This is a genomic window from Mesorhizobium sp. M7D.F.Ca.US.004.01.2.1, assembly GCF_003997785.1.
Classification (GTDB): Bacteria; Pseudomonadota; Alphaproteobacteria; order Rhizobiales; family Rhizobiaceae; genus Mesorhizobium; species Mesorhizobium loti.
Map to the genome: position 1 here is coordinate 1 of NZ_RZRQ01000124.1, position 16,155 is coordinate 16,155.

General features: G+C 62.0%; 15 protein-coding genes and 1 pseudogene. 10 read left to right on the forward strand and 6 right to left on the reverse strand.

Annotation, left to right across the window (positions count from 1 at the left end):
* The 8 genes and pseudogenes from EN993_RS18020 to EN993_RS18055 all read left to right on the forward strand — a co-directional run.
* A pseudogene (locus tag EN993_RS18020) lies at positions 1-778 on the forward strand (branched-chain amino acid ABC transporter permease); the annotation flags it as partial.
* On the forward strand, positions 778-2,346 hold the full coding sequence (locus EN993_RS18025) for an ATP-binding cassette domain-containing protein (RefSeq protein ID WP_109664595.1): 1,569 nt from the start codon (positions 778-780) through the stop codon (positions 2,344-2,346). The pseudogene EN993_RS18020 and the gene EN993_RS18025, both read left to right, overlap by 1 nt.
* Positions 2,346-3,074, forward strand: coding sequence for an ABC transporter ATP-binding protein (locus EN993_RS18030; RefSeq protein WP_109664599.1), 729 nt, complete (start codon positions 2,346-2,348; stop codon positions 3,072-3,074). The genes EN993_RS18025 and EN993_RS18030 overlap by 1 nt, the downstream gene beginning before the upstream one ends.
* A gap of 112 nt (positions 3,075-3,186) precedes the next feature.
* Positions 3,187-3,534, forward strand: a complete 348-nt coding sequence (locus EN993_RS18035) for a DUF6867 family protein (RefSeq protein WP_109664604.1) — start codon at positions 3,187-3,189, stop codon at positions 3,532-3,534.
* A gap of 137 nt (positions 3,535-3,671) precedes the next feature.
* The gene (locus tag EN993_RS18040) at positions 3,672-4,790 is read left to right on the forward strand and encodes a branched-chain amino acid ABC transporter substrate-binding protein (RefSeq protein WP_109664608.1); all 1,119 of its coding nucleotides are present in this window, start codon (positions 3,672-3,674) and stop codon (positions 4,788-4,790) included.
* A 300-nt stretch (positions 4,791-5,090) separates the two neighbouring features.
* Entirely contained in the window at positions 5,091-8,549 is a 3,459-nt protein-coding gene (pyc, locus tag EN993_RS18045; protein WP_127264463.1) for a pyruvate carboxylase, read from the forward strand.
* A 304-nt stretch (positions 8,550-8,853) separates the two neighbouring features.
* Positions 8,854-9,114, forward strand: coding sequence for a DUF2312 domain-containing protein (locus EN993_RS18050; RefSeq protein WP_027027312.1), 261 nt, complete (start codon positions 8,854-8,856; stop codon positions 9,112-9,114).
* Positions 9,115-9,164: 50 nt separating this feature from the next.
* Positions 9,165-9,620 (forward strand): hypothetical protein, encoded by a 456-nt coding sequence (locus EN993_RS18055; RefSeq protein WP_109664618.1) that lies wholly within the window; start codon positions 9,165-9,167, stop codon positions 9,618-9,620.
* A gap of 105 nt (positions 9,621-9,725) precedes the next feature.
* On the opposite strand, the gene EN993_RS18060 is transcribed toward EN993_RS18055, so the two are convergent.
* On the reverse strand, positions 9,726-10,235 hold the full coding sequence (locus tag EN993_RS18060; protein WP_109664621.1) for an arsenate reductase ArsC: 510 nt from the start codon (positions 10,233-10,235) through the stop codon (positions 9,726-9,728).
* A 219-nt stretch (positions 10,236-10,454) separates the two neighbouring features.
* Between EN993_RS18060 and EN993_RS18065 the strand changes: the two genes are divergently transcribed.
* On the forward strand, positions 10,455-10,793 hold the full coding sequence (locus EN993_RS18065) for a hypothetical protein (protein ID WP_109664626.1): 339 nt from the start codon (positions 10,455-10,457) through the stop codon (positions 10,791-10,793).
* An 88-nt stretch (positions 10,794-10,881) separates the two neighbouring features.
* Here EN993_RS18065 and msrB read toward each other — a convergent pair whose 3' ends face one another.
* The 5 genes from msrB to EN993_RS18090 form a co-directional block, all read right to left on the reverse strand.
* Positions 10,882-11,286, reverse strand: coding sequence for a peptide-methionine (R)-S-oxide reductase MsrB (gene msrB / locus EN993_RS18070; RefSeq protein WP_127264464.1), 405 nt, complete (start codon positions 11,284-11,286; stop codon positions 10,882-10,884).
* Positions 11,287-11,386: 100 nt separating this feature from the next.
* The gene (locus tag EN993_RS18075; protein WP_127264465.1) at positions 11,387-12,196 is read right to left on the reverse strand and encodes an MBL fold metallo-hydrolase; all 810 of its coding nucleotides are present in this window, start codon (positions 12,194-12,196) and stop codon (positions 11,387-11,389) included.
* On the reverse strand, positions 12,197-13,387 hold the full coding sequence (locus tag EN993_RS18080; protein WP_127264466.1) for a VWA domain-containing protein: 1,191 nt from the start codon (positions 13,385-13,387) through the stop codon (positions 12,197-12,199).
* 6 nt (positions 13,388-13,393) lie between these two features.
* Positions 13,394-13,840: a GNAT family N-acetyltransferase gene (locus tag EN993_RS18085; RefSeq protein WP_109664640.1), complete on the reverse strand. Its 447-nt coding sequence runs from the start codon at positions 13,838-13,840 to the stop codon at positions 13,394-13,396.
* Positions 13,841-13,897: 57 nt separating this feature from the next.
* The gene (locus EN993_RS18090) at positions 13,898-14,761 is read right to left on the reverse strand and encodes a LysR family transcriptional regulator (protein ID WP_109664645.1); all 864 of its coding nucleotides are present in this window, start codon (positions 14,759-14,761) and stop codon (positions 13,898-13,900) included.
* Positions 14,762-14,888: 127 nt separating this feature from the next.
* Between EN993_RS18090 and EN993_RS18095 the strand changes: the two genes are divergently transcribed.
* Positions 14,889-16,155, forward strand: a 1,267-nt coding sequence (locus EN993_RS18095) for an MFS transporter (RefSeq protein ID WP_245468889.1), incomplete at its 3' end; no start/stop codon positions are given.

Here is a 16,155-nt window from a genome sequence, read left to right on the forward strand (position 1 = left end):
CTTCCCGGTGCTGCGCCTGCGCGGCGACTATCTGGCGATCGTGACGCTGGCTTTCGGCGAGATCATCCGCCTGGTCCTCATCAACTGGCGCGAGGTCACCAACGGATCGGCCGGCATTTCCGGCATTCCCAAGGTCAGCTTCTTCGGACTGATGTCGTTCAACGTGTCAGACCCGAACTACATCGCCAAGGTGCTGCACATCGCCCAGTCGGGCGCCTACTACAAGATTTTCCTCTATTATCTGATCCTAGGCCTGTGCCTGCTCACCGCCTTCGTCACCATCAGGCTGCGGCGTCTGCCGGTCGGCCGTGCCTGGGAAGCGTTGCGTGAGGATGAGATCGCCTGCCGGTCGCTGGGCATCAATACGACGACGACCAAGCTCACGGCTTTTGCCACAGGCGCCATGTTCGGCGGCTTCGCCGGCTCTTTCTTTGCCGCGCGGCAAGGCTTCGTCAGCCCGGAATCCTTCGTCTTCCTGGAATCGGCCATCATCCTGGCGATCGTCGTGCTCGGCGGCATGGGTTCGCTGGTCGGTATCGCCGTTGCCGCGATGGTGATGATCGGCGGCACCGAGGCGCTGCGCGAACTCGACTTCCTCAAGCAGATCTTTGGGCCAGACTTCACGCCGGAACTCTACCGCATGCTTCTGTTCGGCATGGCCATGGTAATCGTCATGCTGTGGAAGCCGCGCGGCTTCGTCGGCAGTCGTGAACCAACCGCCTTCCTCAAGGAGCGAAGGGCTGTCTCAGGTTCCTTCACCAAGGAGGGCCACGGCTGATGAATGCGAGCACACCCATGAGCGAGGCCATCCTGCAGGTCGATCATCTGTCGATGAAGTTCGGCGGCCTGGTGGCCATCGGCGACCTGTCCTTCGCCGCCAGGCGCGGCGAGATCACCGCGCTGATCGGCCCCAACGGTGCCGGCAAGACCACCGTGTTCAACTGCATCACCGGCTTCTACAAGCCGTCGGAAGGCATGATCACGCTCAACCGGAACGACGGTACGAGCTATTTGCTCGAACGTCTGCCCAACCATGAGATCCCGGCGCGCGCCAAGGTAGCGCGCACCTTCCAGAACATTCGCCTGTTCTCGGGCATGACGCTGCTGGAGAACCTGCTGGTTGCCCAGCACAACAAGTTGATGAAGGCATCGGGCTATACGATCCTGGGCCTGTTCGGCTTCAGCGGTTACCGCAAGGCCTCGGCCGAATCGGTAGAGCTTGCCAAGCACTGGCTGGAGAAGGCCGACCTCGTCGATCGAGCCGACGATCCGGCCGGCGATCTGCCCTATGGCGCGCAGCGGCGTCTCGAGATCGCCCGCGCCATGTGCACGGGGCCGGAGCTTCTGTGCCTCGACGAGCCGGCGGCCGGCCTCAACCCGAAGGAATCGGCGGCGCTCAACGAACTGCTGATCGATATCAAGAAGACATCAGGCACCTCGATCCTGTTGATCGAGCATGACATGTCGGTGGTCATGCAGATCTCCGACCATGTCGTGGTGCTGGAATATGGCCGCAAGATCTCCGACGGCAGTCCGCAATCGGTACGCACCGACCCGCGCGTCATCGCCGCCTATCTTGGCGTCGACGACGAGGAAGTCGAGGCGGTCCTTACCGAAGTCGGCGACGAAGACGTCATCGAACAGCTCGATACGGGGCCAGATGCCGCGCATGGTCCGGGGACGTCGTCTTCGTATCTCGCCGGGCCTGTGACCGACACGGTCGGTCACAGTTCAGGCGAGCGGGTTACGGTGGCGAGGGGTGCGTCAAAGGCCGGTCAGGTCGACGCGAGATCGCTCGCCGCAGCAAACAAGGCTACCTCGCTGGCGGCCGAGAAGTCTGCTCCGGCGGCGAAGGCAAAGCCTGCTCCGAAAGCGGCGTCAAAGGCCACCACCGGGACGGCGGCGAAGTCGACTGCGCCGGCCAAGCCGGCAGCCAAGGCCCCTGTGGCGAAGGCCCCTGCGGCGACGGCTGGCGGAATCTCCAACCGTCTGGCGGCGCCTCGCGGCGGCAAGGCTGACAACCTGACCCGCATCAAGGGTATCGGTACGGTCAACGAGAAGAAGCTTAACGATCACGGCATCTTCCACTTCGACCAGATTGGCGCCTGGAAAAAGGCCGACGTCGAGGCCGCCGAAGCCTATCTCGCCTTTGACGGACGCATCGCGCGCGAGGAATGGGTCAAGCAGGCCAAGCTGCTCGGTCAGGGCAAGGACACGGAATTCTCGCGCCGGGTCGATGCGGGCAAAGTGGCGACCAGCCATACTTCCGGAAAGACTGCAAATGCGGCTTCGGGAAAGACTGCTGCCGCCAAGCCTGTGGCGGGCAAGCGTGGAGGGGGCAAGTGATGGCCGCGACAACGCTGCTCGATATCAAGGGCGTGCAGACCTACTACGGCAACATCCGGGCGTTGAACGGTGTCGATGTCACGGTCAAGCAGGGTGAGATCGTGGCGCTGATCGGCGCCAATGGCGCCGGCAAGTCGACGCTGATGATGACCATTTTCGGCGCGCCGCGCGCTCGAGCCGGCACCATCACCTTTGCCGGCACCGACATCACCCAGATGCCGACGCACGAGATCGCCCGCATGCGCATTGCCCAGTCGCCCGAGGGCCGGCGCATCTTTCCGCGCATGACGGTGATGGAAAACCTGCAGATGGGCGCCAGCCTCGACAACCTCAAGCACTATGACGAGGACGTCGAGAAGGTGTTCACGCTGTTTCCGCGGCTGAAGGAGCGTATCGCCCAGCGCGGCGGCACGCTGTCGGGCGGCGAGCAGCAGATGCTGTCGATCGGACGTGCGCTGATGGCGCGGCCGAAGCTGCTTTTGCTCGACGAACCGTCGCTGGGTCTGGCGCCGCTGATCGTCAAGCAGATCTTCGACGCCATCCGCGAACTGAACCGCACGCAGGGGCTGACCGTGTTCCTGGTCGAGCAGAACGCCTTCGGCGCGCTCAAGCTCGCCACGCGCGGCTATGTCATGGTCAACGGCAATGTGACGATGAGCGGCACCGGCAAGGAGCTGCTCGCCAATCCGGAAGTGCGCGCCGCCTATCTTGAAGGCGGACATCACTGAGTTTGGAGCGGAATGTGTGCATGCGGTATTCCGTTCCAAGTTGTTTGTTTGTCGCATGATCTTTGTCCGAAAAGTCTGCAACTTTTCGGGATCATGCTAAGGAGACTTCACCATGCAGGGCATTCTCTACGAGGAGCCGTCGATCTGGCAGTTCTTCTTCGTCACCTGTCTGCTCGGCGGCTGGGCGGCCTGGATGACCGGCAAGGCCAGCGCCCAGACATGGCGCAGCTTCATCCACCTGTTCGCCTACATGCTGGGTCTCGGCATCGGCATCCGCTTCATCCATCACGCGCTGTTCGGCGGCACGATGTTCTCGCTGCACTACTACATCGTCGACACCATCGTGCTGATGATCCTCGGCTTCATCGGCTATCAATACACGCGCACCAACCAGATGGTGACACAGTATAATTGGCTCTACGAAAGAGCTTCAATCTTGAGCTGGAAACCGAAAGGTTGACGTTCATCATTAACGCCGCCTCGGAATTGAATCGGCGTGACAAGTGCCTGAAAATCGGCAAACTATGCTTTCTGCGATAAGGGTGGGCATCGCATGAAAGCTTCATCCACGCCCACTCCGTAAATGGGAGCGTTTAAATGAAAAAGTCACTTTTGTCCGCCGTCGCCCTGACCGCGCTTGTCGCGTTCGGTGGCGCCGCGTGGGCTGACGTCATGGTCGGCGTTGCCGGCCCGATCACCGGTCCGAACGCCGCCTTCGGCGCACAGCTTCAGAAGGGTGCGGAAGCGGCTGTCGCCGACATCAATGCCAAGGGCGGCATCAACGGCGAGCAGATCAAGCTCGAAGTCGGCGACGACGTCTCCGATCCGAAGCAGGGCATCTCGGTCGCCAACAAGTTCGTCGGCGACGGCGTCAAGTTCGTGGTCGGCCACTTCAACTCGGGCGTCTCGATCCCGGCATCGGAAGTCTATGCGGAAAACGGCATCGTCGAAGTGACGCCGGCCGCGACCAACCCTCAGTTCACCGAACGTGGCCTGTGGAACGTGTTCCGCACCTGCGGACGCGATGACCAGCAGGGCAGCATCGCCGGCGCTTATCTCGCCGCGAACTTCAAGGACGCCAAGATCGCCGTCGTTCACGACAAGACCACCTACGGCCAGGGCCTTGCCGACGAGACCAAGAAGGCGATGAACGCCAAGGGCCTGACGGAAGTCATGTATGAAGGCATCAATGTCGGCGACAAGGACTTCTCGGCACTGATCGCCAAGATGAAGGAAGCCGGCGTTACCATCATCTATTGGGGCGGCCTGCACACCGAAGCCGGCCTGATCATTCGTCAGGCGGCCGACCAGGGCCTCAAGGCGACGCTGGTTTCCGGCGACGGCATCGTGTCGAACGAGCTGGCTTCGATCGCGGGCGACGCGGTTGCGGGCACGCTCAACACGTTCGGCCCGGATCCGCGCCTGATCCCCGCCAACAAGGAACTCGTCGAGAAGTTCCGCGCGCAGGGCTTCGAGCCGGAAGCCTATACGCTCTACGCTTACGCCGCCGTGCAGGCGATCTCGGAAGCAGCGACCGCTGCCAAGTCGAACGACCCGCAGGCAGTTGCCAAGGCGCTGCATGAAAACGGCCCCTTCAAGACCGTGCTCGGCGACCTGTCCTATGACGCCAAGGGCGACCCGACGCTGCCCGGCTACGTCATCTACGAATGGAAGAAGGGCGACGACGGCAAGTACACCTACATCCAGAAGATGTAAGCTCGTCAGTCTCCAGATTTTACAGATGCCCGGCGCCTCGCGCCGGGCATTTTTCTTTTGAGCCGCGTTTGCTTCCGCAGGAGCGGGCGATCGATACAGCCAGGCCTTTAGCCGGGGAATGATCGTGCGTTGACCGCAATGCCAGCGTTTCTCTTTGCGCGTCGGGATGAATGCGAAGGGGTTTGGCGCAAAGATTCTATTTCAATCGGTTTAAACGCGCGTCAATTTTGTTTGCACTGCAGCATTTTCACGCTAATCATTGCGCCGATTTCTCTTCCTTCCGTTGCTGGAGCCCAGTCCTTGGCCATCACGAAGATCCTCGTCGCCAACCGGTCCGAAATCGCCATTCGCGTCTTTCGCGCGGCCAACGAACTCGGCCTCAAAACCGTGGCGATCTGGGCAGAGGAGGACAAGTACTCCCTGCACCGCTTCAAGGCCGACGAGAGCTACCAGGTCGGACGCGGGCCGCATCTGACCCGGGACATGGGACCGATCGAAAGCTATCTGTCGATCGAGGAGGTGATCCGAGTCGCCAGGCTTTCGGGCGCCGATGCCATTCATCCCGGCTACGGGCTGTTGTCGGAAAGCCCCGAATTCGCCGACGCCTGTGCCGAGGCCGGCATCACCTTCATCGGGCCGAAGCCGGACACGATGCGGCGGCTCGGCAACAAGGTCGCCGCGCGCAATCTCGCCATCGAAGTCGGCGTGCCGGTGATCCCCGCCACCGATCCGTTGCCGGACGACATGGATGCGGTCAAGAAACTGGCCAAGGAGATCGGCTATCCGGTGATGTTGAAGGCATCATGGGGCGGCGGCGGCCGCGGCATGCGCGCCATCCGCGCCGAAGCCGACCTTGCCCGTGAAGTCACGGAAGGCAAGCGCGAGGCGAAAGCCGCTTTCGGCAAGGACGAGGTCTATCTCGAAAAGCTGATCGAGCGCGCCCGCCATGTCGAGGTGCAGGTGCTTGGCGACACGCATGGCAATGCCGTGCACCTGTTCGAGCGCGACTGCTCGATCCAGCGCCGCAACCAGAAGGTCGTCGAGCGGGCGCCGGCGCCCTATCTCGAAATGTCGCAGCGCGAGGAGCTCTGCGGCCATGCGCTGAAGATCGCCCGCGAGACCAGCTATATCGGCGCCGGCACGGTCGAGTTCCTGCAGGACGCAGACACCGGCAAATTCTACTTCATCGAGGTCAACCCGCGCATCCAGGTCGAGCACACCGTCACCGAGCAGGTGACCGGCATCGACATCGTCAAGGCGCAGATACATATCCTCGACGGCTTTGCCATCGGCACGCCGGAATCGGGCGTGCCGGCACAGAAGGACATAAGGCTGAACGGCCACGCCTTGCAGTGCCGCATCACCACCGAAGATCCTGAGCACAATTTCATCCCGGATTACGGCCGCATCACCGCCTATCGCGGCGCCACCGGTTTCGGCATCCGCCTCGACGGCGGCACCGCCTATTCGGGCGCGGTCATCACCCGCTTCTACGATCCGCTGCTGGAGAAGGTGACGGCATGGGCGCCGACGCCGGCCGAGACCATCGCCCGCATGAACCGGGCGTTGCGCGAATTCCGCATCCGCGGCGTCGCCACCAATTTGACCTTCCTCGAAGCGATCATCAACCATCCGAGCTTCGCAGACAATTCCTACACGACCAAGTTCATCGACACGACGCCGGAGCTGTTCCAGCAGGTCAAGCGGCAGGACCGTGCGACCAAGCTCATCAACTACCTGGCCGACGTGTCGGTCAACGGTCATCCCGAGACGCGCGGCCGGCCGCAGCCGAAGGCCGATGCGGCCGCACCCGTGGTGCCCTACCTCAACGGCAATGTGCCCGGCGGAAGCAAGCAGAAGCTCGATGTGCTCGGACCGGAGAAATTCGCCGCCTGGATGCGCGATCAGAAAGAGGTGCTGGTCACCGACACGACGATGCGCGACGGCCATCAATCGCTGCTGGCGACGCGCATGCGCACGCATGACATTGCCGGCATCGCCGGCACCTATGCGCGTGCCCTGCCGCAGCTTCTGTCGCTCGAATGCTGGGGCGGCGCCACCTTCGACGTCGCCATGCGCTTCCTCACCGAGGATCCATGGGAGCGGCTGTCGCTGGTGCGCGAGGCCGCGCCCAATCTCCTGCTGCAGATGCTGCTGCGCGGCGCCAACGGTGTCGGCTACACCAACTATCCCGACAATGTCGTGCAGCATTTCGTCAAGCAGGCAGCTGCCGGCGGCATCGACCTGTTCCGGGTGTTCGACTGCCTGAACTGGGTCGAGAACATGCGCGTCGCCATGGATGCGGTCGGCGCCGAGGGCAAGCTGATCGAGGCGGCGATCTGCTACACCGGCGATATCCTCGATCCGGCGCGGGCGAAGTACGACCTCAAATACTATGTCGGCCTGGCCAGGGAATTGCAGGCGGCCGGCGCCCACATCATCGCCGTCAAGGACATGGCCGGGCTGTTGAAGCCAGCGGCGGCACGCGTGCTGTTCAAGGCGCTGCGCGAAGCGACCGACCTGCCGATCCATTTCCACACCCACGACACGTCAGGCCTGTCGGCGGCGACGGTGCTGGCGGCGGTCGACAGTGGCGTCGATGCCATCGACGCGGCGATGGATTCGCTGTCGGGCAACACCTCGCAGCCATGTCTCGGCTCTATCGTCGAGGCACTGAAGGGCACCGAACGCGACCCGGGCCTCGACCCGCAATGGATCCGCAACATCTCGTTTTACTGGGAGGCGGTGCGCAACCAGTACGCCGCCTTCGAAAGCGACCTCAAGGGGCCCGCGTCGGAAGTCTATCTGCACGAAATGCCGGGCGGGCAGTTCACCAACCTCAAGGAGCAGGCGCGTTCGCTCGGGCTGGAAACGCGCTGGCACGAAGTGGCGCAGACCTATCACGACGTCAACCTGATGTTCGGCGACATCGTCAAGGTGACGCCGTCGTCCAAGGTCGTCGGTGACATGGCGTTGATGATGGTCAGCCAGGACCTGACCGTCGCCGATGTCGAAAATCCCGACAGGGATATCGCCTTCCCGGACTCGGTCGTCTCGATGCTGCGCGGCGATCTCGGCCAGTCGCCAGGCGGTTGGCCGGCGGCGCTGCAGAAGAAGGCGCTGAAGGGCGACAAGCCGATCACGGTGCGGCCCGGTTCGCTGCTCAAGCCGGCCGACCTCAAGGCCAGCCGCAAGGAGATCGAGGAGAAGCTCGAGCGCAAGCTTTCGGAGTTCGAATTCGCCTCGTGGCTAATGTATCCGAAGGTGTTCACGGATTTCGCCGGCGCGCAGGAGACCTACGGGCCGGTCAGCGTCCTGCCGACGCCGACCTATTTCTACGGTATGAGGCCGGAAGACGAGATCTTCGTCGACATCGAGAAGGGCAAGACGCTGGTGGTGCGCTGCCTTGCAATCGGCGATGTCGATGAGAAGGGCATGGTCACCGTGTTCTTCGAGCTCAATGGCCAGCCGCGCCGCGTGAAAGTGCCCGACAGGGCGCATGGCGCGTCCGCCGCCAAGGCCCGCCGCAAGGCCGAGCCTGGCAACGAGGCGCATGTCGGCGCACCCATGCCGGGCGTCGTCTCGGCGCTTTCAGTGGCTGCCGGCCAGGCTGTGAAGGCCGGCGACGTGCTGCTTTCCATCGAAGCGATGAAGATGGAGACGGCGCTGCATGCCGAGCGCGACGGCACGGTCGCCGAGGTGCTGGTCAAGGCCGGCGACCAGATCGATGCCAAGGATTTGTTGATCGCCTTCAGCTAGGGCATGTCGATATTCAGGTGAGGCCGGCCTGCGAATAGCGGCTTCCTGCGCTTCCGGTGCTCACGTACTTTAAGTACGCTCCGCTCCGGTTCTCGGAAGCCACCATTCTCGGCTCGGCCTGACCTGAATCTCGACATGCCCAGGTCCATGTCGGCGAGATGGCTGTCGGCTTCTGTCGGCAGCCCTTGGCTAGCTGTTCGATAACGGCTTGACCCGCCGCCCCCGGTCGGGCATCGAGCCCGCTCAATTCGCCGCTGCATGCATTCCGAGTCGCGGCGCAGAACCGATTTTTTTGGAGAAAAACATGGCCGACGATATCACCGAGACCAGCCAGACTGTTGCCGCCGGCCAGCTGCGTGCCTTCATCGAGCGCATAGAGCGGCTCGAGGAAGAGAAGAAGACCATTTCCGACGATATCAAGGAAGTGTTCGCCGAGGCCAAGGGCACCGGCTTCGACACCAAGGCGATGCGCACGATCATCCGGCTGCGCAAGAAGGACCAGGCCGAGCGGCAGGAAGAGGAAACCATCCTCGATCTGTACAAGGCCGCACTCGGCATGGTGTAAGACTAGCCGGCCCCGGCACCGACGCGGTTGCCGGAGATACGGTTTGAGCCATGAGCGAATTCGACTTCGGTGCCCGTCGCGCCTCTGAGTTCCGCCAGCGCGGCTTCTGGACGCTGTTCGCTGAGCGGCATTCGGAAGAAAGGGCTCTGATGGCGAGGCGCGGACCCTGGTTCTGGCAGCGCGGGCTGCCCGACTTCGCATTGGTCCTTTCCATGTATGTCGCGCCGGCGCAGAACCATGTCGGCGTCTTCTTTGGCCGCAACGAGAAGTTCGGCGCCACGCAAGCCTGGTCGCGGTTGAAACCGTTCCAACCGGCGATCGAAGCCAGGCTGGAGCTCAGGCCCGAACAGAGTTGCGAGGGCCTCGGCATCAATTCGATGTGGCGGGTGAACTGTTATGCCGAGGACAATTGGCCAGCGATGACCGACTGGCTGGTGACCGAATGCTCGCGCATCGAACGTGCGGTGACCGAGGTTCTTGGCAATGCCGGCGACGGCGGTTCGTGAATCCGATGGCCTGCCGCTCTATCTCTTTGTTTTGACACAATTCCCAAGGGAAAGCGCTATGCGCTTCTCCCGGGAAGACCGCTTCACACTTTTCCTGGAATTGCTCTAATTTGGCTTCTGGGTGTCCCGGCCGATCTCGTCCAGATGGTGCTGCAGCGTCAGTTGGTCGAGCGTGTCCACCGGCAGATTGACGAACAGCGAGATGCGATTGTTGAGCATGCGATAGGCATCGGCGAAGGCGAGATGCATTTCGGCGTCGGTGCCGTGGGCCTTGGCCGGGTCCGGTATCGCCCACAGTGCCGTCATCGGATGGCCTGGCCATATGGGACAGGCCTCGTTCGCGGTGTTGTCGCAGACGGTGAAGACAAAGTTCATTTGCGGCGCATCGGCCGCGGCGAATTCGTCCCAGCTTTTCGAGCGGGCGAAGCCAGTGTCGAAGTTGAGAGTTTCCAGCAGTTGAAGTGCGTGGGGATTGACAGTGCCCTTCGGCTGCGAACCAGCGGAAAAGGCCTTGAACTTGCCGGCGCCGATCCGGTTGAGGATCGCTTCCCCCATAATGGATCGCGCCGAATTGGCGTTGCACAGAAACAGCACATTGTAGAAATTGTCGCTCATCTCAAGACCTCCCTGGCAGGCGACTGGATGATTGGGCGACAAATTCCATCGGGACGTCGCCGCTTGGCAAAGTGTATCGACAAGGGCGGCGTAGAAAGGTTTCGCGACCGTTTGATGACAACGGGTCGGATCATCTGGCGATACAGGTCCATCATCGCCTGGCGTTGACAGTTTGCTGCGTTTGAAATCTCTGCGGCAGCCGAGGAGAAGGTCGCGTCGATGAGTGTTTCAAAACGTCCCGAAGACGAAAGCGACACCGCAAGCCGGAGCTTTTTTCGCGCGCGCTGGCAAGGCCTGGTGCCGCTCGACCGGCTGTTCTGGCGCGACCTTGTTCTTGTCGGCACGGCGTTCAACGTCGCATCTTTGGTGGCCGCGATCATCCTGCTCGGACTGAAGCTGCCGCTCGCGGTGGTTCTGGCGGTGCATTTCGCGCCGGTGCCCTACAACATCTTTCTGACCTTTGCCGTATGGCGAACCACGGAAAAGGTCAGTGGCGCCAAGGCCTCGCTGATGACGCTCGGCGCCACATTATGGCTAATCTTGACGGTCGTGGTCTGAGAGCGCGGACACGGGTGCCCATCGCGTTCGCCGGGTTTCCCGCCTGGGCAATGAAAAGGGCAGCCGCAGCTGCCAATCGAATTTTGGCTCAAGCCGCCGGCTCGAATTTCAGTGCCACGCCGTTGATGCAATAGCGCAGGCCGGTCGGCGGCGGGCCGTCCTCGAAGACGTGGCCGAGATGGCTGCCGCAGCTGGCGCAATGGCATTCGGTGCGGACCATGCCGTAGCTGCGGTCGACGGTGTTTTCGACCGAACCCGGCACCGGATCGTTGAAGCTCGGCCAGCCGGTACCGCTCTCGAACTTCAGCTTGGATTCAAACAAGGGCTGGTCGCAGCCGACGCAGGAAAATGTGCCGGCGCGCTTCTCGTAGAGCAAAGCGCAGCTTCCCGGCCGCTCGGTGCCGTGGCCACGCATGACCGCATATTGCTCCGGCGTCAGCCGGGCGCGCCATTCGGCGTCGGTGCGGGTTACGGGGTAGGTGTGGGTGTCCATTTGATCTCCTCAGCCTTGCCGGCTCGTTGTTGATTTCAACCTCATATTCGCACCAAGATAGGCATTTGTTACGGCATTGCCCGCATTTTCGATCGGGTTGTCATGCGATTGCCGCGAGATAGCGATCGACTGAGGCAGACAAGGCCGGTTTTGCCCCGCCGATGATGTTCTGGTCCCACCATGCGCCAAATATGTCATCGAACGCGAATGGCTCCAGCGCGGCGGCGATGCGGCGTATCGCGGCTGCGTTGAGCGGGATCTGGTTCGGGTAGCTGTACATGAAGCTGACATGGCGACGCGTCGGCGTTACTTGCAGGATGTCGCCGGACATGAGGGCGTTGCCGCCATCGCGCTTCCAATGCAGCACCTGGCCACCGGCAAAGTGGCCGCCACAGCGGATGAGCGTCAGCGAAGGGTTTATGGCCAGCGTCTCGCCCTCCCAACTAACGATCGCCTTGTGCGGCCGCATGATCCACTGGCGGTCGTCGGCGTGGAGATAGATCGGCACGCCGTCAAACGCCTCGCTCCACTCGACCATCACCGAATAATAGTGGCAGTGTGAGATGGCGATCGCCGCCAGGCCACCGCGGCGGTTGATCTCGGTCACCGCCTCGTCGCTGACCATCGAGATGCAATCCCACAGCACATTGCCGTGCGGCGTCTGCGCCAGCAGCGCCCGCTGGCCGATGGCGAAGCGCGGCTCGATGCCGAAGGCGAGTACGCCGGCGTCGTCCTTCATCACAAGCTGGTGCTCGCCAGCGAGTTCCTGCGGCGTGATCCAGGCCTGCCCCTCCCAGCGCACATATTGGCGCTCGTCCTCGCAGATCGGACAGTGTTCCGGCGGCGTCTCTGTTGCCGCGAACTGGACGCCGCATTGCAGGCAGAGAAAGCAGGTTTCTTGCCGGTCCATTCAATGCTTCCTCGAAAGCTGCTTCGTCGCGCTTTCCAGCCCGGCCAAAGTCAGCGGAAACATGCGGCCGCCGAAGATGTCGCGGATCATCGCGATCGAGTGGGTAAAGCTCCAATTCCCGGGGTTTTCGGGGTTGAGCCATACCGCGTTCGGCCATTGCTGCAGCAGGCGGCCGAGCCAGACGCTGCCTGCCTCCGGATTCCAGTGTTCGACCGAGCCGCCGGGGTGCGCGATCTCGTATGGGCTCATCGAGGCGTCGCCGACGACGATCACCTTGTAGTCCGGCCCATATTTGTGGAGCAGGTCGAAGGTGGGGATTGTCGCGGCATGGCGGCGGCGATTGTCCTTCCACACGCCCTCATAGAGGCAGTTGTGGAAATAGAAATATTCAAGCTGGCGGAATTCGGCTCGCGCAGCCGAAAATAGCTCCTCGACACTCTTGATATGGTCGTCCATCGAGCCGCCGACATCGAAGAACATCAGAAGCTTCACCGCATTGCGCCGTTCGGGCCGCGTCTGCACGTCGAGATAGCCATGTTCGGCCGTGGCGTGGATGGTGCCGGGCAAGTCGAACTCCTCCTCGGCGCCCTCGCGCACCCAGCGGCGCAGACGCTTCAGCGCGATCTTGATGTTACGCGTGCCGAGCTCGACCGCATCGTCGAAATTCCTGAACTCGCGCTTGTCCCACACTTTTACCGCGCGGCGGTTGCGGCTTTCATGCTGGCCGATGCGCACCCCTTCGGGATTGTAGCCATAGGCGCCGAAGGGCGAGGTGCCGCCGGTGCCGATCCATTTCGAGCCGCCCTGGTGACGGCCCTTCTGCTCCTCCAGCCGCTGCTTCAAGGTCTCCATCAGTTTTTCGAAACCACCGAGCGCTTCGACCAGCTTTTTCTCCTCGTCGGTCAGGTGCTTTTCGGCGAGGCGGCGCAACCATTCCTCGGGGATGTTGGTGACATCGACGGCATCCGGCCCGCCCAGCGCTTCAATGCCCTTGAAGACATGCGCAAACACCTGGTCGAAGCGGTCGATATGGCGCTCGTCCTTCACCAGCGCCGCACGGGCGAGGTAGTAAAAACCTTCGACATCATAGTCGACCAGCCCGGCTTCCAGCCCCTCCAGTAGCGACAGATATTCCCGCAGCGAGACGGGAACACGCGCTGCCTTCAGTTCAAGGAAGAAGGGGATGAACATGGCCAGTTACAGCAGATCATACTCGATGAAGCCGGTCCTGCGCGCCACATGGTCGTAGAGCTTGCGCGCGGTGGTGTTGGTCTCGTGCGTCATCCAGTAGACGTTCTTGACGCCGATTTTTGCGGCTTCCTCTTTTACAGCCTTGATCAGTGCTGCACCAATGCCCTTGCCGCGCACATCCGGGTCGGCGAACAGGTCCTGAAGATAGCAGTTGTTGTGCTCCGACCAGCCGGAGCGATGGTAGAGATAGTGGGTGAGGCCGACCGCCTTGCCGTCGAGCGTGGCGATGAAACCCTTGGGCTCGAACTCGCCCGCCGTGAACAGCCGCTTCCAGGTGACGGCGTAGACCTCTTCCGGCAGCTTCGTCTCATAGAAGGTGAGATAATCGGTCCACAGCCGCCGCCAGTCGGCGTGGTCGGACCGCGCGAGCGGGCGGACGGTGATCTCGGTCATTTCATTCCTCCGAAGTTTGGAGCCCGATCCGATAGAATCGGATCGGGACACCTGTGCCTATCCTGTCGGCAAATTGGACTCGCGAAAAGCGGTTGCGAGCATCTTCAGCGCCTCTCGTGCCCGTGGCGCCAAAGCGCGCGCATGCAGAACAATCTCGGAAGGGGGAATTGGTGGCAGGCTGAATTTGCGGCCAACCTCGATCAAACCGGGAGGGGCGACACGGTAAGCGAGGGCGGATAGAGCAAAACCGGCCGATACCGCGATGTTGACGGCCGCGCCGCCACCGCCGACGAAAGCCTCATTCCAGGCAATGCCTGCTTTATCAAGCGCCTCGACCGCTCTCACGCGGTCGGGGCAGTTGCATACGGTGCTTAAAAGCGCCAGGCGCAAGGGCGTCCCGGGTCGCCATTCGAAGGCGGGGGCGGCGAACCAGCCATAATGGGTGCGCGACAAGGCCTCGCCCCGGCGACCGTCGCTCTCCCGGTGCACAATGACCGCATCGAGTTCGCCGCGATCGAAAGCATCCTCCAGCAAGGAGCTGGTATCGATCCTTATGTTGAGCGCGAGCGACGGATCGTGGGCATGAAGCTGGGCTATCAGGATGGAAAGCTCGGGCCCCGCGACATGGTCGACAAAGCCGAGGGCAAGCCGGCACGGCGCCTCGGAAAACTCCGTGATGGCGCGTTCGTGGGCGGCAAGGAATTCGCGCGCCGCTGGAAGAAAGATCGCTCCTCTCGCTGACAGGCTCACGCGGCGCGGGGTTCGTTCGATCAAACGTGCGCCGAGCTTTTCTTCAAGCCGGCGCAGCTTGACGCTGATCGTCGCCTGGGTACTGCCCAGCGCCGCCGCCGCCCGGGTGAAGCTCTGCAGATCGGCCACCATGACGAAGGTCCGCACGGCGTCGACATCAAGACTGGTCATCTCGAGTATTCCATTTTGTCATCTCTGAAATAGAGATGCATAGCCTTTTTTCATGATCAGGGGTGGTCTATCTCATCGACGGCAGTTTGAAAAGCATTGCCTGCAACTCCGATAGAAAGTGATCGATATGAGGTTTCAAATTGAGCGAAACACCGTTGCGCTTGTGGGGGCCTGCCTTGCCTCGCTGCTGTTCGGTCTCGAAATCTCCAGCGTACCGGTGATCCTTCCGAAACTGGAAAGCGTGCTCGCCGCCGATTTCAAGGATTTGCAGTGGATCATGAATGCCTACACCATTGCCTGCACCACGGTGTTGATGGCGACGGGGACGCTGGCCGACCGTTTCGGCCGCAAACGGGTGATGGTCATCACCACCATGGCCTTCGGCTTTGCCTCTTTGCTGTGCGGCCTCGCACCGAGCGCTCCAATTCTGATCATTGCCCGCTTTTTGCAAGGGCTCGCGGGTGGAGCGATGTTCACCTGCAGCGTGGCCGTGCTGTCCCATCAGTTTCAGGATGGGGGTGAACGCGGCAAGGCTTTCGTTGCCTGGAGCGTCGTCTCGGGCATCGGGCTTGGTTTCGGGCCCGCTATTGGCGGATTGATCGTGGCGTTCTCCAGTTGGCAATGGGTGTTCCTCATCCATGTGCCGCTGGCGATCCTTGCTCTGGTCTTCATCGGCAGAGGTGTCACTGAATCACGCGATCACAACGCCCAGAGGCTTGATCGGGCCGGCATCCTGACGCTCTCGTTCGCGGTGTTCGGCTTCTCTTATCTGATCACGCAAGGCGCCGATCTCGAGTCCGGCGCCCGCATCGGCGTGACTGTCGCGGCCGTCCTGTCCTTCATCGCGTTCCTTTTTGCCGAGAAGATCAGTCCCTATCCGATGTTCGATTTCTCCGTCTTCCGCATCCGCCAGTTTTCGGGAGCGATCATGGGCGGCATTGGCATGAATTTCAGCTACTGGCCGTTCATCATCTATCTGCCGATCTATTTTTCGGGTGTTCTGGGCTATGACAGCACAACGACCGGGCTGTTGCTGCTGGTCTACACGCTTCCTTTGATGCTGATGTCCTCGACCGCCGAGCGCCTGCGCGCGCGCTATCAGGCGCGGGTTGCGATCCCGCTCGGTCTGCTGACATTAGGGATCGGCTTTATCGCCATGCGGATAGGGTCCGGGCTCGAGGGCGCCAATTGGGTGACCATGCTGCCCGGCACGCTGATCGCCGGCATCGGCATCGGCCTGACCAATTCACCGACCACCAACACCACGACCGGCTCGGTGTCGCCGGATCGCGCCGGCATGGCTTCGGGCATCGATATCAGTGCGCGCTTGATCACGCTCGCCATCAACATCGCGGTGCTGGGCCTGCTGCTGACGCAGGGGATAGTCTCTTATC